General features: G+C 45.0%; 20 protein-coding genes. 9 read left to right on the top strand and 11 right to left on the bottom strand.

Annotated features, from left to right (window positions below; all coding sequences use genetic code 11):
* Nucleotides 1-50: 50 nt before the first annotated feature.
* The 4 genes from EBR25_01165 to EBR25_01150 form a co-directional block, all read right to left on the bottom strand.
* Complete coding sequence (locus EBR25_01165; GenBank protein NBW39591.1) at nt 51-1,112, bottom strand: 3-oxoacyl-ACP synthase III; 1,062 nt, start codon at nt 1,110-1,112, stop codon at nt 51-53.
* 107 nt (nt 1,113-1,219) lie between these two features.
* The gene (locus EBR25_01160; protein NBW39590.1) at nt 1,220-2,335 is read right to left on the bottom strand and encodes an aminoglycoside phosphotransferase family protein; all 1,116 of its coding nucleotides are present in this window, start codon (nt 2,333-2,335) and stop codon (nt 1,220-1,222) included.
* A gap of 100 nt (nt 2,336-2,435) precedes the next feature.
* Nucleotides 2,436-4,088: a hypothetical protein gene (locus EBR25_01155; GenBank protein ID NBW39589.1), complete on the bottom strand. Its 1,653-nt coding sequence runs from the start codon at nt 4,086-4,088 to the stop codon at nt 2,436-2,438.
* Nucleotides 4,089-4,132: 44 nt separating this feature from the next.
* Complete coding sequence (locus EBR25_01150; GenBank protein NBW39588.1) at nt 4,133-4,849, bottom strand: hypothetical protein; 717 nt, start codon at nt 4,847-4,849, stop codon at nt 4,133-4,135.
* A 218-nt stretch (nt 4,850-5,067) separates the two neighbouring features.
* Between EBR25_01150 and murJ the strand changes: the two genes are divergently transcribed.
* From murJ to EBR25_01135, 3 genes are read left to right on the top strand one after another with little or no spacing between them, the layout of a single operon-like run.
* Nucleotides 5,068-6,708, top strand: a complete 1,641-nt coding sequence (gene murJ / locus EBR25_01145; protein NBW39587.1) for a murein biosynthesis integral membrane protein MurJ — start codon at nt 5,068-5,070, stop codon at nt 6,706-6,708.
* Nucleotides 6,709-6,720: 12 nt separating this feature from the next.
* Nucleotides 6,721-7,353, top strand: a complete 633-nt coding sequence (locus EBR25_01140) for a hypothetical protein (GenBank protein NBW39586.1) — start codon at nt 6,721-6,723, stop codon at nt 7,351-7,353.
* Nucleotides 7,334-8,659, top strand: a complete 1,326-nt coding sequence (locus EBR25_01135) for a FliI/YscN family ATPase (protein ID NBW39585.1) — start codon at nt 7,334-7,336, stop codon at nt 8,657-8,659. The genes EBR25_01140 and EBR25_01135 overlap by 20 nt, the downstream gene beginning before the upstream one ends.
* A gap of 62 nt (nt 8,660-8,721) precedes the next feature.
* Here the strand turns inward: EBR25_01135 and EBR25_01130 are convergent, their stop codons facing one another.
* The 3 genes from EBR25_01130 to EBR25_01120 all read right to left on the bottom strand — a co-directional run bounded on the left by EBR25_01130 (nt 8,722) and on the right by EBR25_01120 (nt 12,529).
* Nucleotides 8,722-9,987: a flagellar hook protein FlgE gene (locus tag EBR25_01130; protein ID NBW39584.1), complete on the bottom strand. Its 1,266-nt coding sequence runs from the start codon at nt 9,985-9,987 to the stop codon at nt 8,722-8,724.
* A gap of 214 nt (nt 9,988-10,201) precedes the next feature.
* Nucleotides 10,202-11,278 (bottom strand): UPF0104 family protein, encoded by a 1,077-nt coding sequence (locus EBR25_01125; GenBank protein NBW39583.1) that lies wholly within the window; start codon nt 11,276-11,278, stop codon nt 10,202-10,204.
* Nucleotides 11,279-11,302: 24 nt separating this feature from the next.
* Entirely contained in the window at nt 11,303-12,529 is a 1,227-nt protein-coding gene (locus EBR25_01120; GenBank protein ID NBW39582.1) for a phosphoglycerate dehydrogenase, read from the bottom strand.
* Nucleotides 12,530-12,693: 164 nt separating this feature from the next.
* Here EBR25_01120 and EBR25_01115 point away from each other — a divergent pair, with 164 nt between their 5' ends.
* The 4 genes from EBR25_01115 (at nt 12,694) to EBR25_01100 (ending at nt 18,735) form a co-directional block, all read left to right on the top strand.
* Nucleotides 12,694-13,119 (top strand): hypothetical protein, encoded by a 426-nt coding sequence (locus EBR25_01115; protein ID NBW39581.1) that lies wholly within the window; start codon nt 12,694-12,696, stop codon nt 13,117-13,119.
* A gap of 260 nt (nt 13,120-13,379) precedes the next feature.
* On the top strand, nt 13,380-13,595 hold the full coding sequence (locus EBR25_01110) for a hypothetical protein (protein NBW39580.1): 216 nt from the start codon (nt 13,380-13,382) through the stop codon (nt 13,593-13,595).
* A gap of 428 nt (nt 13,596-14,023) precedes the next feature.
* Nucleotides 14,024-17,260, top strand: a complete 3,237-nt coding sequence (locus tag EBR25_01105; GenBank protein NBW39579.1) for a hypothetical protein — start codon at nt 14,024-14,026, stop codon at nt 17,258-17,260.
* Nucleotides 17,261-17,382: 122 nt separating this feature from the next.
* Complete coding sequence (locus tag EBR25_01100) at nt 17,383-18,735, top strand: hypothetical protein (GenBank protein NBW39578.1); 1,353 nt, start codon at nt 17,383-17,385, stop codon at nt 18,733-18,735.
* Between the two features lies 1 nt (nt 18,736).
* Here EBR25_01100 and cpaB read toward each other — a convergent pair whose 3' ends face one another.
* Complete coding sequence (cpaB, locus tag EBR25_01095; GenBank protein ID NBW39577.1) at nt 18,737-19,615, bottom strand: Flp pilus assembly protein CpaB; 879 nt, start codon at nt 19,613-19,615, stop codon at nt 18,737-18,739.
* A gap of 462 nt (nt 19,616-20,077) precedes the next feature.
* Between cpaB and EBR25_01090 the strand changes: the two genes are divergently transcribed.
* Nucleotides 20,078-20,407, top strand: a complete 330-nt coding sequence (locus tag EBR25_01090; protein ID NBW39576.1) for an integration host factor subunit alpha — start codon at nt 20,078-20,080, stop codon at nt 20,405-20,407.
* A 263-nt stretch (nt 20,408-20,670) separates the two neighbouring features.
* On the opposite strand, the gene EBR25_01085 is transcribed toward EBR25_01090, so the two are convergent.
* Genes EBR25_01085 through EBR25_01075 form a run of 3 tightly spaced genes read right to left on the bottom strand, consistent with a single transcriptional unit; the run spans nt 20,671 to nt 22,275 of the window.
* Nucleotides 20,671-21,006: a hypothetical protein gene (locus EBR25_01085; protein ID NBW39575.1), complete on the bottom strand. Its 336-nt coding sequence runs from the start codon at nt 21,004-21,006 to the stop codon at nt 20,671-20,673.
* Between the two features lie 4 nt (nt 21,007-21,010).
* Complete coding sequence (locus EBR25_01080; GenBank protein ID NBW39574.1) at nt 21,011-21,940, bottom strand: ATP-binding protein; 930 nt, start codon at nt 21,938-21,940, stop codon at nt 21,011-21,013.
* Nucleotides 21,941-21,960: 20 nt separating this feature from the next.
* A complete protein-coding gene (locus EBR25_01075; protein NBW39573.1) occupies nt 21,961-22,275 on the bottom strand; it encodes an anti-sigma factor antagonist in 315 nt (104 codons plus the stop codon).
* 380 nt (nt 22,276-22,655) lie between these two features.
* Between EBR25_01075 and EBR25_01070 the strand changes: the two genes are divergently transcribed.
* Nucleotides 22,656-23,558, top strand: a complete 903-nt coding sequence (locus EBR25_01070) for an HDOD domain-containing protein (protein NBW39572.1) — start codon at nt 22,656-22,658, stop codon at nt 23,556-23,558.
* Nucleotides 23,559-23,598: the final 40 nt, after the last annotated feature.

The raw sequence follows: 23,598 nt of genomic DNA, 5'->3' as shown, positions 1-23,598 counted from the left end.
CTGCACACAAAAAGGGAACCATAACAGCTAGGGAAGGAGGAAAGTCTTACTTACCACTCTATTCCCATAAAAATTGAATTTAATCCGCTACCGAACGCCGTCAACAACACCTTTTCTTTGGCATTTATTCCCTTTTCTTTTACTCCAGTAAAAAAGGCTGCCGGCAAAGAGGCAGAGACGAGATTTCCATAGCGTTGGTAGGTGGTAAATTCCTTTTCCATATCTAATCCCATCTCAGCGTAGAATGCTCTATTTACTTGCTTGCCCACCTGATGACAAAAAATATGATTTATCTCTTCGCGATTCCAGTGAAAAGTCTGATGGAAGTCGCTCCACATTCTTTTCCCCAGTCTAGATGCCTCAACTATTAAGTCTCCAGATTCGGTATGCATGATGGGATTTAAACCGTTTTCTCTCGCCAGGTGGAAGTCAGCATTCCCCTGACAAAGATTACTATGCTGGGAGGCGCTCCGTGAGGTACAGCCAACTATCTTGTGTGGGTGAGCACTAAGATCACTTCTCGTGACTATTGCCGCTGCAGCTCCACATCCAAGAGTAAATGTCGGAAGCAGCTTAATCACTTCCTCCCGAGACAGTTGTTCATTTTCAAGCAGGTAACGAATACTGGACTCAATGATACACGCAATATTTTCAGCAGAGACAACTATTCCGGCTTCAATAGCTCCCTGCTCGATCATGAGCCCAAGCATCTGAATCCCATTCGAAAAGCCGATACACGCATTGGTAATATCAAAGGCTTGGACGGTCTCACCCAGCTCCAGCTCTCTATGAATGATGGTTGATGTGCCAGGTTCAAAGAAGTCTCTCGTTACAGAACAGTTTACGATTGCACCGATACTCTCCCGCGGCACTGTCATTGATTCTAATACCTCCCTGACTGCAGGGATTGCGGCTTGGCTGGGGAGAACCGACGTATCCCAGAATCTTCTGGTCTTCACTCCGCTTAATTTCTCAAGCGTTCCAAATGGGATGTTCAGCCGTTCATAGAGAGGAGCGAGCCGATCTTCAATTTCAGCTGACGTGACCTCGTATTCCGGCAACTGAATCGCGTGCGCATCTAGAGCAACATTCTTAAATTGGAGGGCAAACATAGTATCCTTATCCTACCTGGTCGAAAATGAAACGACTATTTACTCCCGAAGGCTAGCACCCCTTGGGGCTAGGAACAACAAAGCAGGGCATTTTGAGTATGAAAAACTCAACAATGTGGGGCGGATGCAACAAGATCCTCAATAACATACCGAAAAGAGTGCAGACAGGTTGTTACCCGCCATTGAGCAAGGGCCCGCTCAAGATTATGATTTGGCCGAGTCACTGGAAAGTAGACATCGCCCCGCAAGTAATCCGCCAAAAATCGGGCAGTCAAATTAAAGCTAACCGTAAAGCCTGCAAATGAGAGGAGTGATTTCTCGGCATCTGTTAACTCGAAACGAGAGGATAAAAACCCCCGTAACACCGCCTCCATAATACCGCTATCAACCCCAACCTGTGAGAGGTCTCTCTCATCTTCACGACCGACTGCCGAGGCACTGCGCAGGAGATCTCCAATATCATATAGTGGTGTTGCTGGCATACAGAGATCTATATCAACAAGACACAACACCTCGTCAGAGTTCTCCCGAAAGAGAAAGTTATTTGTTTTTGTATCCCCGTGGATAATTTGCTGTCGCAGTTTGCCCCCCTTGACTGCCTTATGAATTTGAAGTGCGTCTTCCTCAAATGACCGCATCTCCTCATACAGACATTTCGATGTTTGTAGCCTTTCGGGGACCCCCTGACTGAGAGCCTCTTGCAACTCGCTCCATCTACGGAATGTGTCCTGAAAATCTGGGGAGTAATCATAGATTTCAGAGCACGGCATCTCAGAGAGAAGATACAAAAACTCCCCTGTCGCATTCCCCAAAGCATACCCCTTTGAATCATTGGGGCAGATGTCATAGGAAATACTATCTTCTACAAAGTTGTAGGTTCTCCAATACAACTTTCCATCAGAGTGATAGGGCTCATCATCAACAGTCGGAATCAAAGTAAGAGAATCAGAAAACTCTCGTTCTGGATGCATTTTAAGCACTTTAGAAATTCGTTGGATGTTGGATAACATGAGTTCAGGATTCTCAAACGCTGTGGTATTGATCTTTTGATGGAGATATTTCTTCGTATTTTCACCCACGCGGACTTCACTGACATACGTTTCATGCAAATGTCCCTGATAGAGTCGAAACATTCTTTTCACTTCTCCGCCGAGAGAGAATTGATTTAAGGTCGAATGAAAATTCGCTATTTCATCAACAGAAAGTTCCGTCAGCTTTCTCATTTCCTTTCCTTTTTCAGAAGACCCTAGCCTTCAGGCATTTAAAATCAAGGCACAACACGGTCTTCTATTACACTGATCGTGGAACTTTCTCTGTTCCCTATCACATACGAGCCATTAAAGACTTCTCGCCTAATGTAAACGAGAAACGGATAATACTCCCATTGAGCAGAAGTAAAAATCCGATACAGGTTCCCACGAAAACGTTCCACTCATGTTCACTCATCGGATAACCAATCATACCCTGATCCCGCCCGAAAAGAGCAAGCCCGAGCAATCCCATCGTGAGGAAAATCGTAAGAATGCTGAGTATCATAAAAACAAAACTACCAAAACTTGCAACAAGTTCGGCGCTATGCTCCCAATCGAACTTTGCAAAATATGCACCCAGCGCCAATCCAAGAGAAATTATCGAGCCACTCATTATCCAACTCACCAAAAACGTTGAGATAATGGTCTCTTTCGCAGCCCCGAGCGCTAGACCTCCTGAGACAAATGTAAAGCATGAAATGGACCCAAGCATTGGGTACCACAACCAGAACTTTTTTTTAAGCACCTGCTTCATGGAGATCGGTGCTGTCTGCAAAATCCAAAAGGCTTGACCTTCTAATGATAAAGCAGGAAAGACCAACCGTGCCGTAGCAGCAGTTGTTATGAACGCACCTATCGATGCATTCATTATGAAAAAAAATACCTGCGAAGATTCAAACTGACCATATGGAACACTATCTGCTATGCCAAAGATCTGAATATGCGAAAGATATACAGCATAAATAATCAGCAGAAGAACCAGCTGCAAAATCTGTGAGGTGTCACGGCATAATAATCGAAAGTCTTTCAACAAAAATTGAGCTGAGTAAACAGATGAGAGTGGCTTAAGGAGTCGAGCTGCAACAGGAGAAAGCCAAGAGCTCTTGAGCTTCAGGATTGTATTGCCACGAATACCGAAGGAGAATAACAGACTGAAAACAACAAATGCACCGCTACATGAAAAAACAGCAGCAGACCAAAGTAAGATAATCGAATCTTTTAAGTAGCGCTGTTCAGAGAGCAGGAAGTCCCCAAAACCCAACGCAATCCATCGGGAAGGCAACCAGAGCATACTCGGAACGGTAAGTTGAGAAACAAGACCGACAAGATATTCAAAACCCGCATCTGCCTGAACTCCCAAGGCTGCAAGCCTAGCAAGCTTGAAGATCAGGAAGAAGAAAAGAATAGCTGCCAAATATATGAGCCACTTTAATCGTGATGGAGGAATCAAGATCGTTATAATATGCGCCAGAATAGTCGCTAAGCTGCTCGAGATTGCAAAAAATGGCAACAAAAGGAATGGGGCAGTTACATACATCCATGGATCCACCTGGTAATGGATGCCGAACGCAAGAAGAAGAGGAATCATGAACCCTATTGGCATCCAGCTCGTACTCACAAGTATTGTGAGAAACTTTGAGATAAAAAACGTATAACGAGAAATGGGCGAAGCAAGAAGTAATTCATTGTCGTTGGACATGAAGAAAACCCCGATTGCGCTGACGGTAGCAGAGAGCAACAACATGCCGAAGAGAAATAGGAACATAGCTGAAAGGGGCAGAACAGGAGATAAATATACAAGAGATGAATACTCCTCCAATTTTTGCAACACCAAAGAGGTACCGATATAAATTCCTGCCACCGTGACAAGCATCACAAGGAGTAGGACGATGATTCTGATCCGTGAAGCAACTTCCTTACTCCGATAGGCCCAGTGATTCTGCATACTCAACCTTTTCGGTCGAAAGAGTAAGAAGCAACGAGGATAGTTCACAATCTGCCCTTCTGAATGAACATAAAGATTTTTTCAAGGAAATCATCAAGTATAACTGGCTCTATCCCGACTTCTTCGCACTCTTGACGAAGAGCATCGGCATCTTGTTCACCGATTGAGTCAATCTGAACGAGAGACGGATCCTGCTGTAAAGAAAGCTTCTTTGACAAAGGACGAATGACATTATCCCACTCTTTCCAGTTTCGAAAATAGAGCGCCCAGCTATCTTTGCCAGTCTGCCGCAATTCAATTGGCCCTTGTAATGATACATCTCGCGTCAATTCCTCTCCCAACAATATCGCAGAGACCGCAAGATGCACTAACTCAACTCCCTGAATATGCACATCAAAGGTATTCTTCGCTATACGAGCTTTTATAATTCCACCAGCCAGTTGTTTTAAAGAATTAAAGGTCAGAGACACTTGTAAATGATTAGGGATGAATATTTCTCCAATCTGCGCGTTGATCTGTAATGCCGATGAAAGTTGAAACCCGTCCTCTCGAATCAACTGATAGCGAAACCATCCAACACATCCATCTGAGTCGGTATTTTTCAATAGAAAGTTTTGGGTACCGCTGCGCATTGAAACGGTAGGCATCTGAGAGAACTGCATCCGATGGAGATTGTTATAGGAGGAAAGAAATAGAAGAGCTGAAAGACCTGCACTCACTCCAGCAGCAATGATAGCTCTCAAGGGTCGACTAAAAGACATATATATCACTTTCCATCTCACGTTCAGTCTACTTGGCGAGCCTGGCTTCGGGAAGGAGTGACTGGATAGCCTCAAGCGCTCAGAACGCAAATAGCGGTAGCAATCCCTTAACCCATCGTCTTTACTGCTTTTATTGTCCATGTCGCGGCTTCCCCAGTCAATGAAATGACATTTTGGGGATTGGTAACTTCACATTTGAGATTGCTATAGTGAGACCAATGACAACCAAAAAATCTTCCCCATCTGGAAAATCACTTGCGCGTGGCACCGCGATTGTCGGAAGCCTTACTGCCATGAGTAGAGTCTTGGGGTTTGTCCGTGACTTACTCTTTGCACGCATCCTCGGAGCTGGATTATCTGCGGATATATTTTTGGTTGCTTTCCGTATCCCAAATACCATGCGTGCCTTCTTCGCTGAAGGTGCCCTAAGCTCAGCATTTATTCCTGTGCTTGCTGAGGAAATGCAAAAAGAGCAGAAAGGTGCAGTCGACTTTTATAGAAAAGCAATTGGCGCAATGCTCTGTATCGTTTTGCTTTGCATTTTGATTATGTTCATCTTCTCAGAGGAGGTGGTACTCCTCTTCGCTGGAGGCTTTGCTCGTGATTCCGCTACCATCCATGAGACTGCAGCTTTATTGCGAATAATGCTGCCCTACCTTCCCAGCATAATGATCGTAGTACTCATCAATGGTCTACTTACCACCCTGCATAAATATGGCGCTGGTTCGATAGCGCAGATATTAGTCAATCTTTGTCTGATTAGCGGAGCACTAGCTGCCGCATTTTGGGAACCAAACGACCGTGGGCGGGTTCTTGCTTGGTCGGTTTTTATCGCCGCGATGATTCAGTATGGCGCACTTTTCCCGCTATCACAGAAAGTTGGATTCCCTCCGCTACCTTTATGGCCAAGATGGGATGCTGCGCTTGGAAAAATGTTCTGGCTTATGATCCCAGCGATACTGGGTGCTGCGGTCTACCAATGCACAATTTTGCTTAATACGGTACTTGCCTCCTTTCTGCGGGTGGGAAGTATCTCTTGGCTATTTTATGCTGATCGCATCGCACAACTCCCGATTGGAATCTTTACTGTGGCACTGAGCTCTGTACTGCTACCACACTTAGCTCGGACTCACGCGGACGGTTCTCGAGAAGAGACTATACAACGACTCAGTGAGGCAGTCAGATATTCCATTTTCTTTCTTCTGCCAATTTCTATCGGTATTTCTCTCACGGCTGAACCAGTAATCGGTCTTCTCTTTGAGCGCGGAAAATTTTCCGCTGCTGATTCATGGGAATCTGCAAAAGCTCTTCGATGGTATGCTCTTGGGCTTACCCCTCTCTCACTTTATGCAGTGATCAGTAGACTCTTCATAGCGAGGAAACAGGCTATTATACCTGCATGTATTGGAATAGCTGTCCTTGCTATCTCTCTCTGTGTGTCTTTAGCAATGATGGGACCCATAGAGCCCGTCAAGGACTCTCGCCTTAGTGATATTATTTCTGCTCTACAGGGTCTTCTGCCATGGTCGCTCAATCTTGGGCATGAAGGGCTCGCTATTTCCTCAGCCGTTGCAGCTGCTACAAGCCTCATTCTGAGTCTCGTAGCGCTCTCAAAAGATGAGCGTCGGACTGTTATCGAAAGCATCCTGCAGAGCCTGCGAGTTATTCCTGCTGCTCTATTGGTAGGCAGTCTTTGCTTATTCCTTAATCAATTCAAGCTACCTAACTATCTCCATATACTCATTATCCTCCCAGTGAGTGTCGCAGTATTTGTTATCATCGCTAAAATATCAAAATGTAAGGAGCAAGAGGAAACTTTTGCTGTATTACGTCGATACCTCAGTCGCAAAGAATTGTGAGGAGACGTAAGCATGGCGCAATTTATCGCTGGACTCAGGGACCAGCCGTCTGAGGAGGCGTTTTCTCCTATCGCTGTCAGAAATCTTCAGGAAAGCTTGCTACTTGAGCATGAAACAAAAAATAAAGCTGCAAGAAAAGTACTAGCAAACAATGCAAAAAAGATACGAAACGGACTTCAAAACAAACGTAAGCAAATCAAAGAAGATGCCATTCAAGCTTTGAAAAACAATCTGGGAATCTGCTTATCTCGCTTTCGCAGCTCTATCAGAGCTGAACTCGAACAAGAATGTCTTGGGCTAGCTCTTCAGATTACTGAGCGCTTTATTGGGAAGTTAGCAACCTCAGATAAAAGACTATTACAAAAGGGATTGCGTTCAGCTTTTGAGGAAGCTCAAGAGGAGACGAATATACAGATCGCTTTCCATCCAAGCGACCGCGAGCATCTCCAAAATCTGATTACTGCATCTGGCAATTCAGAGTACAAGCTTTTAGCTGATCCAGAGATGCAACAAGGAAAGGCAAAGATCATAGCAGGGAAAAGACGGTTTGTAATCGACTGGGAGGAGCAATTCGAGCGCATCTCACGAGATATCCTCCTAGAATATTCCGCAAAGAGCACGCACCATGAGCATCAATCTCACTAACCTGCTTCCAGAAAATCACGTTACTAGCTCCTCACAAGAAGTTGGTTCTATTGAATCGATCTCCGGCGGAATAGTCCGCTCGCGATTAACTGCGATTCAACTGGGAGAACTGTGTTACATTCATACTCAGAAGAAACGTCGAATTCCAACTCAGGTAGTCGGTTTTTCAGAGAGCAAATGCTACCTTGCTCCTTTTGAACCTCTCACGGGAGTTTCTCCGGGCGATATCATTACCAAAACTGGCTCATTGCCTCTGCTTACACTCCCATACGAGCCGAGTGGGCGCGTCTATGACTGTCTCGCTCATCCACTGGATTCAACCAGCAAGTCAAAATGCCATTCCACGACCGTGATGGAGATAGAAACTCCAGTCCCGAATCCATTATCTCGCCCATTAATCAGAACGCAGATGAAAACGGGAATACGTGCTATTGATATCTGCTGTCCAATTGGACTTGGTCAACGGATTGGACTATTCGCCGGCCCTGGCGTAGGAAAGTCGACTTTATTAGGAATGATTGCAAAAGGTGCTTCTGTCGATCGCATAATTATAAGTCTTGTTGGGGAGCGGGGGCGAGAAGTAAACGAATTTTTAGAGGAAGCACTTGGTGAAGATGGACTAAAAAGGTCTATCGTTATCGTGAGCACAAGTGATGAGCAGCCTATTAGACGAAAGCATGCTGCAATTAGTGCTACAAGAATCGCAGAGCATTATCGTGATAGAGGAGAAAATGTTCTTCTCTTAATCGATTCACTAACTAGGGCTGCAAGAGCAATTCGTGACGTCAGTTTAAGTACTGGAGAACTGCCTGTAAGACAGGGGTATACCGCCTCTGTTTTCGAAGAACTCCCCAGAATTCTTGAACGAAGTGGCACTGCCTCTACAGGCAGTATTACTGCAATCTACACCATTCTCTCTGAGGCTTTAGAAGCCCAGGATGTTTTAAGTGAGGAAATCAAGAGCCTCCTTGATGGCCATATCGTCCTCGACAAAGAACTCGCGCACCGGGGATACTTTCCTGCCATCGATCTTACGAGCTCTATATCAAGACTCACTTCACAGCTCTGCTCTCAGGAGCGCTTGAAACACATTCATACGATTCGAGATATTCTCTGCCGTCTAAAAAATGAAAAAGAATTGATTCAACTTGGCGGTACTCCAGATGCAAAACTAACATTTTGCCTAGAACATGAAAATGAACTTCTTCGCTTTCTTCATCATGGGACAAGCATAGAAAAACCGTTGAGCCATGCTGATGAGGAGTACATAAGATCCCTTCATGACCTTTATCAGAGGATTGTATAGAGATGCAAAGCTAATTCTTGCCAGTAAAAACGGCCAACTCAATCTTAGAAGATGAGCTATGGCTAGCGAATCAGTGCAATAGTGTCTCGGAGCATATCACCAGCGCTACTGAAGACTTGAGAACTTGCTGAATATCCACGCTGATAAATCACGAGGTCAACAAACTGGTCGGCAAGGTCTACATTCGAAAGCTCCAATGCCCCCGATTGAAGATCTCCAACCCCACCTTGTCCAGCTGCAGACACACTTGCCTCGCCTGAACGTTGTGTTGCATCAAAAAGCGAGCCCCCAACCCTGGTCAGCCCTTCTTCGTTATTAAAATTTGCTATCCCGAGAGTTGAAAGCACTGTTGTTCCACCAGAACTGAGGCGAGCTGATATTTGGCCCGTGGCAGAAATTTCATATCCTTCGATATCACCTGATGCTTGACCATCTTGAACAATCGAACTGATCGTCGAGTTAGATGCGTACTGAGAAAACTGCGCCAAGTTCATGGTAATATTTCCAGCAGCTGCACCATTGGCATAGGCTGGAGCTGCTACAATTTGTGCCGTAGCCACATCGGCCTCAGAAATCTCTCCATTCAAGTCAAAGTTTAAGGGAGTAATCTGACCGAGTCTCACTGGAGTTCCTGCAGTTCCTCCATTCACATCACCACCATCAATGAAAGCACCAACTGACCAGCGATTTGGACCCTCTTTGAAAAAACCTAAAGTGATATCATGAGATTCACCCAAACTATCAAAAACAGTAACGGTATTAACAAACGCAGCGTTCTCACCTATCTCTTGAAATGTAGCCGGCGCGGCTGGCTGGGCTACAACTCCAGATTGTGAACTCACGTTTCCTTTAATAGTCACGGTCGAGGTAGGACTACCCGAAAGGTCAACCCCAAGCATATCGATTGTCTGTAGGGTAGTAGTATCTCCCGTGAAGCCTAAGACATTCTGGCCTCCTGCGGTTGAGAGGAGCCCGTTCTCATCTATGATGAAACTTCCAGCCCGAGTGTACTGAGGATTCGTGGTATCGCCCACCACGAAAAACCCCTCCCCTTCTATAGTCACGTCAAGGGGACGTCCCGTAATCTCCACCCCTCCTGAGGTATGGTCTTGTCGCACCTGATCAACCTCTACCCCACTTCCTGAAACAGGAAGTGCTGATGAATTCCGTCCGTCAGCTCCTTCACTCAACAGGTCTGAGAACTGAACAATTCCGGCTTTATAGGCAGTGGTATTAGCATTAGAAACATTATCACCGATAACGGCCATCGCAGACCCGTGTGCTTCTAGACCAGAGCTACTTGAAAAAAGTGCTGATTCAAGTCTCATGTGTAGATCCCTCTCCTCATTTCTGCCTGCCCCTATTTTCCTACCCCTTCCGATAGCGGCAAACTTTACTAGGAATTTCCTTCTTCCTATGGCATGCAATAGCGCTTAAACAGGCAAAATATACCCTCTATTTGCCTTCTCGCATTGTAGTAGCAAGGGCCAGACCAATTCTTCTCTATGGTCTACAGCCACCGATGGCTATTGATTGGAATGTTTACCGATTTTCAATCTGCTCTAGGGATATTTGCGACTCTTGCCTGAGCTCAGTCAGCCGAACTCCAAAAAGCGAGAGAACATAAAGGCCATAAAGAACAAATACGATGAACTGAAAGAGATGCGTTACAAGAGAATAAACAAGTGCATCCTCTTTTGATAAATAAAACAACTCGAAACCGACTTGGCATGCGATCTGATACACTCCAATAAAACCAGGCGCACTAGGAGCAGCCACAGCGAGCGCTACCATAACCGCAACGGTAGTACCCAATAGGAAGGTCGCTGGGACATCCAGCAGGAAAAGAAATAAATAAAATAGGAGGTAGTTTGAAACCCAAACTAATACCGTCAGCCATAGCACCATGAAGAGATTCTTTGGACAGGCTAATACATGCGAACTTGCGATAAAGTCATCGAGAAAGTTCTCTGCCTTATGAGCCAATGAGGTATGCGCTACTTTTTTCAATAAAAAACTAAATGCCTGCCTGGTGACATCCGGGAGAAATATAACAAACAAAATAAAAAATAGGATGCCAACCGCAACGCCCCCCAAAATATAAGCACTCAGCGATACCCATTCTGGTAGAGCTGGCAAGAAGGGAATAAGAATTGCCAGAGAAATAATAGCCGCAGCAAGGTCGAAAAAGCGCTCTGTTACTATTGAAGCAAATCCTTCTGCGAAGGAGACTCTCGTTACCCGCGAGAGGAGAAACGGTCGAACGAACTCACCCGCTCTAAGAGGAAGGACAAAATTTGCGAAGTTACCGACCATGATACTGTCATGGCGCTCTCTGAGAGACGTTTTATCCCGACTTGGAAGTAAATAGTACCATCTCCATGCTCTGATCAACACATGGAGAAACGTTAAAGGAAGTGCTGGAATTATGATCCAATAATGTGCTGATAGTAACGGCTCTCGTACATCCTTGAAGTTAATGTCGGAAAGTATGAACCAAAGCAGTCCGCCACTAAAAACAATGCCGAGGAAAGAATGGAAAGAACGGGAAGTGCACAGAGTAGCGAGCGACCTTCCCCCGGCTGTAGCTGCACCGCTTGTATCCTCCCTCTGACTCATCCTCTTTTCCCTCTCTATCGCGTTTTAAAAGAGTAACCTTGTTTTTATATTTGCATCTATCTCTTCTAACTTCTTTTTAATCTCATACGATAGCTCTCTTTCAACGTCCATTATGAGATATCCAATTTCTGTATGCGTAGCTAAATATTGACGGGTAATATTAGCACCCGTATCCGCAATGACCGCATTAATCCTGCTCAGAACACCAGGCTCATTCCTGTGGATATTGAGAACTCGATGCGAGTCTTCCACGTACGGAAGATCAACATGAGGAAAGTTCACCGCACCTACTGAGCTTCCAGTTTCAAGAAACCGCAATAGAGATTCGGCGACCTCTCGACCGATTGACTCCTGGGCCTCTACGGTACTCCCACCAACATGCGGCGTGAGAATTACATTCGGAAGCCCTTGAAGAAGACTCTTGAATCCTTCTCCATTTGCAGCGGGCTCTGACGGAAACACATCCACAGCGGCACCGCTCAAATGGTTATTTTTTAATGCGGCTGCAAGATCATCAAGCACTACCACACTACCTCGACTCAAGTTAAGCAGGGCACTCCCTTGCTTCATCAGACCAAGTTCTTTTGCCCCGATCATGTTTTTTGTGTCCGGCGTCTCAGGAACGTGCAACGAAAGAAAGTCTACTTGGGGAAGCATTCCTTCTAATGAATCAATAGCTCGTGCGTTTCCAAGAGGCAGTTTCTTACTTATATCAAAGAATAAAACCTCCATACCAAGTGACTCTGCGAGTAGACCTACTTGCGGACCAATGTGACCATATCCGACAATCCCAAGCCTTTTGCCTCGTACTTCACTCGAGCCCCCCGCAGATTTTTCCCATACTCCCGCATGCATCTGCTGGCTCCGCCAACACGCTCGGCGAGCAAGCATTACTATTTCCGCTACCGTTAATTCAGCAACACTGCGCGTATTAGAAAATGGTGCATTGAATACTGGCACCGCACGTCTAGCAGCGCACTCAATGTCTACTTGATTCGTTCCGATGCAGAAGCAGCCGATACCCAGTAGACTCACCGCTCGTTCGAGTACAGCTTGGCTCACCTCAGTCTTGGAACGGATACCAAGGAGATGCACATCTGAAATTTTCTCGCTCAGCTCCTCCTCGGTGAGGGCTGACGTGATCCGTTCTACCCCATAGCCCTTTTCGGAGAGCAGAGTGACTGCACTTTCATGAATCCCTTCAAGCAGAAGGATCCTCACCTTTTCTCGGGGATAAGACGTTTGTAACATACTGACCAACGGAGATTGTCCTTGATGTTCATAGGTTATGCCTTCTGAGATATACCCACTCAGCTATCAGGCATCAATAGAACGAAATAAAAGAGTTCTCTGGGCTTAAGGAATAAATTCTGACACAGTTATTCTCAGGCGTGTTTTAAGGGAGTCCTTTCAGAATGAGAAAAAATGATCACTGGACTTTCCGTTCCATCTCTCGCCCCCGACGTAGTCTGATCACCAATGCATTCGGTATAATTGTTCTCGCAATTCCCTTTACGTTTCTAGACACTGCAGTATGGGCATCACCGAGGCAAAAAGAAGCATTAAATCAAGCAGTTGAATCTTATCAGTATCCGAAAGTCAGTGCCGTTCAGTTTAGGGCAGAGGGGAAAAGTACTGGTCACTGGCGCGGACGGGTGCATGGCACTGGTCCTACGACTCTCATTCTCCGTTTTTTCAAAGATAATCGCCTCCTTCAAAAGAGGCTGATAGGGCGAATCCGCCTGGACAACGAGCCAAACGGCGTTCTTTTCTCATATGTCGGAACAAGACCAAAATCCCATTCCATAAAGTGGGACATTATCGCGATGAAGGGTAAATAGCATTAAAAATTAGGTATTTATACTAACAGCAATATTGTTTGACTAAGATTTATAAAGGGGTTTTAATATGGGAGATGCCATATGGTAAGAGGGCTCTTACTTAGGCAGAGAACAATCATTCTGATTCGCTCTAGTTTCGTTTATCGATTTTATTGGTAGAGCATCGGAAAGTTATAGGCCTAAGATTCGTAAAGATATCTTGAGGCGAAGATTGTTTCTCGGTATAACGCACTTTAGTGCCATAAAGTAATAGGTGATTTGTGTTAGCAGTTACTCAAGATCCCAGAATAGGAACAGAAAACTTACAGCCGCAGCCGAACTTACAGCCGCAGCCGCAGGTAGAGCCACAAGTAGTGCTCAGCGAGGAGACCTTCGGTAAACTTATTGAAGGTTTAGTCGCTAGCCAAGGGCCACAAGCAAGACCAAGTGAGGCTGGTGCAGCTCGCATAAGTCAGCTGGAAGAGTCGCTGAGCTAACTTCCTCGGCTGGCCTAAGTAGGCTGGCCTAACTGGGTTTGGCTAAAGGAGCCTGCTAAGAAGCTCACTGACGTGCACTTGGGCTAATTCCTTGCCGCTATCCCCTAATTTTCATCTCTTTTTATTCATCTCTTTTTAAATACAATTGCTCTGGGCTCGTTTTCCTGCCCAAAACCACTAAGGTCTCGTTTCCTGAGGTCCAGACTATCGAGGTCCAGTGTGACCACCAAACCAATCCAATCCGTACAATCATACCTCACACTCACCACATGACCGAGCCTGCATCACTCATGATGGTTTGGAGAGTCTTTTGTCTCCGCCCATGCTTCAAGCCCTGGCAAAATACCAAATTCAATCTTTTTCCCTGGCTTCCACACCATTCCCTGAGAGGCTCCCGTAAATAAGAAACTCGTGCTACACTACCTCGGATGTCAGTAGTAAGCTCTGAAAATAAGCCAAAGTTACTCCAGTATCTTAAGCGATTAGCCCCCTTCTCTATCGTCGATAAGGGGATTGGCTATGCAATTGATGGTCGAGTAGTTGAATGCAGCAAAGTGAACTCAACGATTACCGCAGTTGTCAGATCAACAGACTCAGAGGACTTTAGTGTAACGCTTCAAATCGTTTCATCGAGTCGAGTTGAAGCATACTGCAGGTGTTCAACCCGTGAAGAAATGGAAGAACAGTGGTGCCCTCATTCGGTGGCCGCACTGTGGCGCGCATCAGACCTTGGATTCTTTGAAGCACATAGCGGCTTCGCTGCCTCAGAGTCTGCTTTTCGCGTCAACACCAGCGGACCAATTGAAATCGCAGAGGTCCTTGACCGGGTTGCTGAAGCATCCCCCCTGCCAGAGAACTCCCATGTTCACACCTATACCGACCCAAGCGTAGAAGTCTGCATCGCACCCAATGGAGACCGCCTCGGAATACAAGTATATTTCGATGGAGACCAACAAGAACCACACTTTTTCGAAAGCTTCTCTCCCCGCTCATCCCGAACGATAGACAATATTCTCATACAACTGCTTGAGGACTCAGGCTCATGGGATGAAGAAGGGAAACAGTGGTTCGTCAATTCAAGCCATCATATCGATTCGCTTTTAGGTCTTCTGCAAGAATTTAAGACCATTCTCAATGGGCTTTCTCGAAAACCATTAACCACCGAAGATGTCGCATTAGAAGGATGCCTATCCCTTACCTGGACCGATACGGCAGCTGAAATCTCTTTCATTTGGAAATTGCCAGATGGAAGCTCAAAAGAAGCTGAAGGGGAACTGGTTGGGACCGGACCATACTGGACACTCATCGATAACACCCTATTTCGAGTATCATCAACAGCCTCAAAACTTGCCGCGCTCTTCCCTCATGGACCACGTATAACCGTGGCAAAAGGGAAGAGTGGTCCGATTCTAGAAGCACTTCTTAAAGAAGAAAGTCGACAGTTTGTTCATATTACGAACCCGGAGCTGACGCCAAAAACGAAAATCAAAGCACCAAAGCCCTCTATAGAGCTCTGGTCTAATGAAGAGGACGGCCAGACCCTGAGCCCAGCAAATGAACTCGTTATTGAAGGGACTCTTGATTTTCAGTATCCAGCCGTAGAACCAGATCTGGTATACCTACCCCACCGAGAAGAAGAGGATAAGTACCGAAAGACCCTCGAATCAATGGGATTCTCATATCAAAAAGATCGAAGGCGTTACCGAATGTCTGGAGATGCTGCTCTTGATTTGCTACAGCAGGGGAAATCACTCTTTCCTGCTCCGTGGAAAGTATCAGGTCTGGAAAATATTCAAAAACAGATCAAATTTGCAGACCTTAAGTTAAATGTCTCGGTAGCAAAAACAGAGGAAGAAAGCGGCCCGATTGACTGGTTTCACTGCAAAATCTCTCTATCTCAAAATAATGCAAATATCCCGTTAAGTACTCTTTTTAAACTACGGAACAATACTGGTGATAGATGGATTCGCCTCGATGGCGGAGCATATGCGCAAGTGCCTGCCGGCGGACTGAGTCGCCTGCAAGCAACACTTGGATTTCTAGAGCCGAATTTCCGTCTCTCGAATACAATAAAAACAAAACTTCAGCCATCGCAGGCATTGGGACTCATCCATTCAGAAGATTCGAGAGTAATGATCTCTGCCGACAGAAGCTTCGAACAACTGTCGCGACGACTCAAAAACTTTTCTCAAATCGAAACGATAAGAATTGCAAAAAACTTTCGCGGAAAATTGAGAACCTATCAGAACGATGGGACAAGCTGGATGAACTTTCTCCATCGATACGAACTCGGAGGAATTCTTGCAGATGAAATGGGTCTTGGAAAAACCGTACAAACATTGGCATTTTTGCAATACCTGAAGGAGGGTCGCTCCGCCTTACGGGAATTAAAACACCCTGCGCTGATCGTTGCGCCCACCTCTGTTATTGTAAACTGGATGTACGAAGCTGAGAGGTTTACGCCAGGACTTAGCACTCTTCTGCTGCACGGTCACAAAAGGAGAGAGCTTTTTCACTCTATTCCAGAGCACGATATAGTAGTCACCTCTTATGCTCTCCTACGAATTGATAAACTCGCTCTACAAGAGATGCAGTTTTCATATATCGTCCTCGATGAAGCCCAGAATATCAAAAATCCAACCGCTGCCACGACTCGAGCTGCAAAATCACTCAAGGCTCATCACCGCCTTGCGCTAACAGGAACACCTACTGAGAATCGTCCTCTTGAACTATGGAGCATCTTTGATTTTCTTATGCCAGGCTATCTCGGCTCGGCTGAATTCTTCCGCAATCAATTGGAGAAGCCAATTCTAGAAGGCACTCCGGGTGGAGAGCGCTCTGCTGAGTTGCTCAGTAAGAAAACTGCTCCCTTCATTCTGAGACGATTAAAACATCAAGTCGAAAAAGAGCTTCCACCCAAAACAGAAACAGAGCTTCATGTTACTATGACGCCTCAGCAAATAGAGATTTATCGACAGATCGTTGAAGAGGTCCGTCCTCAGGTTTTAGAAGCAGTCGAAGAACGCGGCATAAAGGGGGCAGGCGTTTCAATCTTAGCAGCCTTGTTGAGGCTTCGACAGGTATGTAACCATCCCCACAGCATTCCTGACTTGCAATCGATTGAAGGTCTTGATTCTGGAAAGTTCGAGCTGTTTAAGGAGGTTGTCACTGAGGCCATCAATTCAGGGAGAAAAATTCTGATCTTCAGTCAGTTCAGAGAGATGTTACGTTTGATGCGAGAGTTCTTAGAAGAACTTGAGACCCCGTTTTTGTATCTCGATGGTCGCACGAAAAACAGGCAGACTCTCGTTGATCGCTTCAATGAAGACGAGTCAGTTCGTGCTTTCCTGATCAGTCTTAAAGCAGGAGGAACTGGTCTAAACCTCACTGCAGCGGATACGGTCATCATTTATGATCCATGGTGGAATCCAGCCGTAGAATCACAGGCAGTAGATCGAGCCCATAGAATTGGACAGAAGAAATCTGTGACAGTTTATAGACTGGTTACTGAAGACTCGATAGAACAGAAAATCATGCAACTCAAAGCAAAGAAGAAAAGAATCACTGAATCTCTAATTCAGGAAGAAGCTTCAGCCTCACCTCTGAACCTCACAAAGTCAGAGCTTGAAGAACTCTTCAAACTCCCAGCAATGGAAGAGAACTGAGCTGACATATTCAAGAGGGCTTCGCCATTCAATTTCACTCAATACAAAAACTCTCCGACTTACAGACGCTCAAGTGCCAAGATCCAAGTCTTTTTACGGAAGTAACGGAAGAATCAAAAGAAATGCTTCACTGGCTATCTTGGAAGTTCGATCTTCATGAGCCATTTCGTTGCCCTAAAGACTTGCCTCTCAGCTCAGAGGAAATGGCCATAGGAGTTAAAAAACAGCACTCTGATGGACTAAAAACACTGTGTGAAACCATGCTTGTTGAGCACATCCAACGCTCAGAAGCTGAGATTCGAAAACGTCAATTTAATCCGGATGAATGGAGCGTATCCGACTTCGAGAATATTGAAGATAGAATCAGATTCGAGCTCTTACAAAGTAAGGGCGTCATTGAGCGATGGCGACAAGGTCTTGTAGCAACGATCACTCTTGCAAATGCCATGGAGTCTCTTGAACTGGGACGAGAAGATTATTTCAATGCAACTTGCATCCTACCTCATGAGTTTCCACCACTGGTTCAACGGTTTGGACTCGCCGTCATAGAAAAAAGTCTCCCTGATGAGGATCCAATTGGCTCGATTCTCGGTGAAAAACGGTCTGAACTCTTGGTAGGACTCGCCCTTCTCACGGAAAAAGAGAAGCTACACCCGAAAATTATGAAGGATTCCTCCCCACATACCTATTCACTTGCTCGGGAACTCTATAGAAGGGTTGATTGGGCGGTGAAAGCTCTTGATCCAGTGAAGATCGATATGACGAGTCTGAGGCGAGAATGCTATCGAACCTATGTTGAAGCTGGCACGGATGCTGCCCTTCAATACCTATCAGATTGGAGAATTCGACCGCGTATTGCTGAAAAAATGGTTGCGAGACTCGAGATGGGATTTAAGGACTTTCGCGGCATCAACAGCAATGTAAGTAGTTCTGCTTTTGAAAATATCTTCGCAGAAACAATGGATCGGCTTGAAATATCATATCGTCGACAAGTCTCCTATTCAGAATTTACCGAAACAAAGAGACGATTCCGTTCCGATTTTTTATTAGAGATCCTTGAAACACGTTCTTCCGAAGAATCAATTCTGAAACCTACCGAGTCGCACCGCTTGCTTTGCATAGAAATCACATCTGCTATGGATGAATTTATACATGATGCAAAGTATTTTGAGCGACTGCGCGAGAAGAAAAGAATTGTAGAGGAGGCAGGTCATCTTTATGTTGAGTTTTCAGAATTTGATGACTGGAAGGGATTTCTCGAGAAGATCGCACCGAATATACAAGAGCCGGACTTCTTGGATCATGTGTTTAAAAAAGAAGCTGAAGATAACGAAAGGCTAGCCCAGCTTTTCGAGCGTCACCCTAACCGCTCAGACCAGCCTACACCAACTAAACAGCGAGATAGCAATAGATATCTATGGGGATTTATTGACAATCCATTTGTAATAACGGCTCTGAGGCGTAGAGCAAGATGAGCTAGAAATTCATATCATCTTGAAACTGATCTGCTCTCACCAGTTTTCCGTTCACGTAGAAGTAACGTACACCATCCATAATGACGGTATCATGTGATTTTTCTGGCGTATTTTTGCTCCCTGGCAGCTTCGTCGGCGCTTGAGGGACTTCCTCTGGGTCCTCATCTCCACGTAGAGACAGATATATCGTACCACTGCTACGAGCAAGTTGTACTTTATTCGCATCCTCTGTCTGTAAAAGGAGAGTAACAGTCGACGGAGCCGAATCCGTAGACTCTTCTGCTATTTCAGTACGAGCATCGGCCGCAAGAACTTTTACATTTTGAACGAGTGAGATTGCAACGAGCTCATCATTACGGCGAGTGATCCAGTTAATATCAACTTGGACACCTGGTCCGATGAAGAGACTTCCGCGCGTTGAATCATGTGGAATTGTTATTGCTCGAAAACCAGGAGGAATTCTCTCAACGACCTCGTTAGGTGACTTATCGATTGCAGTATGAGAAAGCACAATGGGCATACCGGGAAAAAGAATTCCCCGAGCATATCGAGACTCAAGCAAATTAAAATCATCCACGGCTCCATCTGGAACTCCCACCTCTGGCCTCGACTCCTGACGGAACATAAACGGATGAAGCTTGGCTCCCGCTTCAATCTCTTGAATTGGCACCAAGACAGTGACCATTTTAGCAGCAGGAAACGACTCAACTACCTCTGCTCGAAGTGTTTGTTCTACCGAACTCTCTAGTGAACCACTAGAAACGTAAAGATAGGCTATGAGCCCAAGCAATGAGAATAGAAAAGCGGTTGCGAGCACAGCTAATACTCTCAAGAGATACAGATATTTTTCGTTTAAAGGGGCACCGAAGTGATGTCTCATAAACACTCCTCAAATCATCCCGCTTTAAATTGAGTACACTCGCGAAACTCATTGGTTCCTGAACGACTCAGTCTTATAAAGAACCGCTAACCCATAATCTCTTATCGAGACTAAGGACCATAAATTGACTTACTATGAACAATTATAAAACATTGTATTGCTCTGGAGAAGCCTCCTCGTTTTAAGAATAGCCACCAAGCAAGTCATCTGTTACACGTAATTTACGGGAAAAACATAATTTTTTCCAAACTATAGCTAGAAACTCCGCATCATATAGTTGTGGAAAGTTTTTGGTTCTGGGTGATTGAAACTTACTGAAGTGACTCAAATTTTGAGAAGTTCGCGGGAAGTACTCTTCTCTGATTCACGAAGCTCTTCACCGTCTGTTTCATTACGCCAGGAAAGAGACTCTTTTAGCTAACTGTCTACAGCCTTAAAAGGGGCTGGTACGGGGATGATGTGATGGGAAACAATAAATATTGCCTTACGAAAGCAGATCTTGCGGATGCTATTTACGCCACAATGCCAGTTGATAAGCAGAAGGCGACACAAATCGTTGAAGATTACATTGAGTTAATCAAGGCCGCTCTGGAAAAAGAGAGCAAAGTCATGCTTTCGGGCTTTGGCTCTTACGAAGTGAAATACAAACCACCAAGACGTGGGAGAAATCCTCAAACAGGCGAATCAATTATCTTAAGAGCTCGAAGAGTAGTGAAGTTTAAGCCTAGCCAGCTCTTACGAAAGGCCATAAATGGACAGCCTATCGATGAACAGCTCGACGCGGAGGATTAAGCGTTTTCTCTGTTAAGGCACATAATCGCTTCTCACAAATAAGGTGGGTGGGAGCGCATTTCATCGCAATACGAAAATGTACGGCCTGAAACATATCATACAGTAATAGAAGTACCCCTCTGGTTAGCTCTATCCAGCTTCTGTGATGTGCGGTTTTTTGATGTCACGGTCAGACATGTGGTGAATTGATTAATACGCGAAGGGCTACCATTATCTTTCAATTTTTACAGCTTCGCAGAGGAAATGGCTGCAACTCTTTAGCGCTAATGCAGATCGCCTTTTCGATCGGCGTTCTCTCGTTCGATAACCTCCTTTACAGACTGCAGATCTGATAGAACAGGTTCTCCAGTCTCATGGCTGTCTTGTATGACAGCAGAGCGAAGTGCAACAGAATTCACTATCCCAAGACGCTGAGACGTGGGGACAAAAACCTCTCCACAACTCGGACAGCTAGCCACGACGACAATCCCACTGAAGGTGACCCGAGTTTCCTCAGTAATAAAGTCATCATCATCAGTTCCATGTCGTCCACAGGCTGGACACGTAACCGAGTCAACAAAAGTTTCTGCTAGTCCCTTTAACCTAAACTTTAACCCCATCTCTTTATTCTCCGCTGCTTAAATCCTTCGTTAAGTCCACTCTTCGACCACCCTTACTAAAAGTTACGGTATCCATGACAAGATTCATAAGAGAAAGCCCTCGACCGTAACAGCGAACAACTCCGTCCGCATCTGGGATCATCTTTGCATCCACATCAAATCCTGGCCCCTGGTCCTCAATTGCGATGGTCAATTTGCCTTTCTTTAGTGAGAGAGAGGCAAAAATCTCCCTCTTCGAATAACGACGACTAGATAAACGCTCTATTTTTCTTCGGCTGAAATAGTCTATCCCATCACTCCCTATTAATTCCCTCCATTCCGACCTGAGCTCTAAATTCCCATGTTCAAAGGCATTTGCAATCGCCTCTTGGAATACCAGCTCGAGCTTTAATAACAAGAAATTACTTTCATCGATTCCCTGCCGTCGTAGATAGTTAAATAATTTTGGAGAACATGGTGCTTCATGATGCTCTAACGTCGTCAGTCTATATTCTTCATCAAAATCAGGAACATGTATCCAGTTCTCACTATGAGATATCCTCATTCCATCCACTTCCCTCAAGATCTCTTTGAGCTCGTCCTCCTGGATAGGCAACGTTACATGATGAGCGGAAGGAAAAAGCTTATCAATTCGAGTGTATGAGTAGCCGTTTGATGTGTCTTTAGAGGGATGTAACACAAGAATCCTTGGCTCTTCTCCATTTTTATTGATCAATGTTTCTACGAATTCCTTGGGCATAATAAGATCTTCTTCCCGAAAGATAAGTAACGTCGAGGGAGAAACCTGAACACTCCGCTGGTATTCCTCTTTTAGCCCGGAAACCTGCCATCCATTATCTGACAGACACTGCGATAACGGGGTTGTTTTCCACCCTTCCATGTTAAAAAAAATGGCTCGCTTACTTTCAGAAGCGTTTTGAGGTATATGTGACATGACTCATGCCTGATATTCGCTTAGCTCTCGTCGACCGGAAGTAGCTTATCAAGCATCAGAAGTTCAAATGTCTCTTTAACAAAGCCATCCAACGGCTTGACCATCAAAACTCCATCCTCAGCTTTCAGACGCTTGTAACACATCAGTACCTTCCCGATGCCGTAACTATTGATTATCTGAACGTCGCTGAGATCAAGCACTACCGTCCTTTGTCCTTGTTCAAACAATTGATTAAACGCCTTTCGAAGAGCTTCACCAGATTGCTCAGAATCCAGATCACTCGTTATCTTCACGAAGCCCCTATCACCCTTAATTTCTGTTGGAAATTCCTGCATTTACTCCTCTCACGTAACCAAAAATATATAGCTGCACACCATCAATATTAATTCATTCGTCTATTACTCTGGATTGCTAAAGAAAAAGTTCAAACTTTCCTAAAACCCAATAATCAAACTGACAAATCTCCTGAGAATATCCTTTACTCATAGCGAGAATCTTCCGATATCCCCTTAGCGCGGAATACTACAATACTCAGTGATAAGACGATCCTCTCGGCTAATTGTCAGTGCGCGATAGCTCGCGACCTACGAATTTTGCTGAGCGGATATGACTAAAACGAGAGTTGTGCATGAACCTCTATTGAGTATCGATTTTGGTTCGACTCTCGACTATAACTGAGATTACATAAAAAACACGAAACACGCGGGAGTAAGGTATGGATGCACCTCCAAGAGAATTTCATGGTCGTATCTCTGAAGAATGTAATTGGCGAGAAATTGTTGCATGGGTGGGAGATCTGCCGCCTATTCCACAAGTGGCAGCACAGGTGTTGCAAATCATAGAAGATCCTGAATCAACAGCAGAAAGGCTAACAAGCGCTCTCTCGAAAGATGCTGCCCTCGCAGCCCGGGTGCTCAAAATTGCCAACTCAGCTATGTTTTCAAGACAAAGAGACATTACAACGCTCAATCAAGCAGTAATGGTTATTGGCTTTAAAGCGCTTAAGGGAATCATTGTCGCCGCTACGCTGCGACAAATAAACAAAAGATTTGGTACAGCTGAAAAACAGGTCTGGGAAAATTCTATTGCCACTGCGTTTGCTGCTACTCTGATTGCAAAAAAACTACAGAAACCATTCGTAGAGGAAATATTCTTATTAGGATTACTACACTCGCTAGGACAGATCGTACTTCTTGCTCAGGAAGATACATATCAGCGGTTTCAAAAAGTTATTCTTACGATAAAAGAACAGGGAGGAACTTACGTAAAAGCGGAAGAATCTGTTTTGGGGTTTTCTCACCCGCTTATAGGCGCTCTGGTTGCAAAGAAATGGAACTTTTCTCCTGAGATTTGCCAGGTAATTCTCCACTATACTGATAACTTTACCGCATCAACTGCCAGTAATTCAATCGAGGAGAAAATTGCTATTGTCTCTTTGGCTGATTCAATCGTTCATGACGCAGGTATTGGATCTCCCCAAGGCTATGGAGAGCAGCAATCAAATATCAAGCGATGTCTGGCGTTCCTGCAATTTTCAGGGAACTCAGAAGACTTCATTCGAAAAATCAGAGAAGACACCCTTGAGCAATTCGAGGATGGCGGCATGTTTTTGGGGTGATAGGCTAGTGAGCCCATTCACCATCCAGTTCATATAATTG

The organism is bacterium (genome assembly GCA_009926305.1).
In the GTDB taxonomy this organism is placed as follows: Bacteria; Bdellovibrionota_C; UBA2361; order UBA2361; family RFPC01; genus RFPC01.
The sequence above is the reverse complement of the archived record's forward strand: the minus strand, read 5'-3'. Positions and strand labels throughout refer to the sequence as shown.

Bases quoted from the DNA above. Each gene is read 5' to 3' on its own strand.
- EBR25_01165 (NBW39591.1), bottom strand. From the start codon at position 1,112: ATGTTTGCCCTCCAATTTAAGAATGTTGCTCTAGATGCGCACGCGATT.
- EBR25_01160 (NBW39590.1), bottom strand. From the start codon at position 2,335: ATGAGAAAGCTGACGGAACTTTCTGTTGATGAAATAGCGAATTTTCAT.
- EBR25_01155 (NBW39589.1), bottom strand. From the start codon at position 4,088: ATGCAGAATCACTGGGCCTATCGGAGTAAGGAAGTTGCTTCACGGATC.
- EBR25_01150 (NBW39588.1), bottom strand. From the start codon at position 4,849: ATGTCTTTTAGTCGACCCTTGAGAGCTATCATTGCTGCTGGAGTGAGT.
- murJ (NBW39587.1), top strand. From the start codon at position 5,068: ATGACAACCAAAAAATCTTCCCCATCTGGAAAATCACTTGCGCGTGGC.
- EBR25_01140 (NBW39586.1), top strand. From the start codon at position 6,721: ATGGCGCAATTTATCGCTGGACTCAGGGACCAGCCGTCTGAGGAGGCG.
- EBR25_01135 (NBW39585.1), top strand. From the start codon at position 7,334: ATGAGCATCAATCTCACTAACCTGCTTCCAGAAAATCACGTTACTAGC.
- EBR25_01130 (NBW39584.1), bottom strand. From the start codon at position 9,987: ATGAGACTTGAATCAGCACTTTTTTCAAGTAGCTCTGGTCTAGAAGCA.
- EBR25_01125 (NBW39583.1), bottom strand. From the start codon at position 11,278: ATGAGTCAGAGGGAGGATACAAGCGGTGCAGCTACAGCCGGGGGAAGG.
- EBR25_01120 (NBW39582.1), bottom strand. From the start codon at position 12,529: ATGTTACAAACGTCTTATCCCCGAGAAAAGGTGAGGATCCTTCTGCTT.
- EBR25_01115 (NBW39581.1), top strand. From the start codon at position 12,694: ATGAGAAAAAATGATCACTGGACTTTCCGTTCCATCTCTCGCCCCCGA.
- EBR25_01105 (NBW39579.1), top strand. From the start codon at position 14,024: ATGTCAGTAGTAAGCTCTGAAAATAAGCCAAAGTTACTCCAGTATCTT.
- EBR25_01100 (NBW39578.1), top strand. From the start codon at position 17,383: ATGCTTCACTGGCTATCTTGGAAGTTCGATCTTCATGAGCCATTTCGT.
- cpaB (NBW39577.1), bottom strand. From the start codon at position 19,615: ATGAGACATCACTTCGGTGCCCCTTTAAACGAAAAATATCTGTATCTC.
- EBR25_01090 (NBW39576.1), top strand. From the start codon at position 20,078: ATGGGAAACAATAAATATTGCCTTACGAAAGCAGATCTTGCGGATGCT.
- EBR25_01085 (NBW39575.1), bottom strand. From the start codon at position 21,006: ATGGGGTTAAAGTTTAGGTTAAAGGGACTAGCAGAAACTTTTGTTGAC.
- EBR25_01080 (NBW39574.1), bottom strand. From the start codon at position 21,940: ATGTCACATATACCTCAAAACGCTTCTGAAAGTAAGCGAGCCATTTTT.
- EBR25_01075 (NBW39573.1), bottom strand. From the start codon at position 22,275: ATGCAGGAATTTCCAACAGAAATTAAGGGTGATAGGGGCTTCGTGAAG.
- EBR25_01070 (NBW39572.1), top strand. From the start codon at position 22,656: ATGGATGCACCTCCAAGAGAATTTCATGGTCGTATCTCTGAAGAATGT.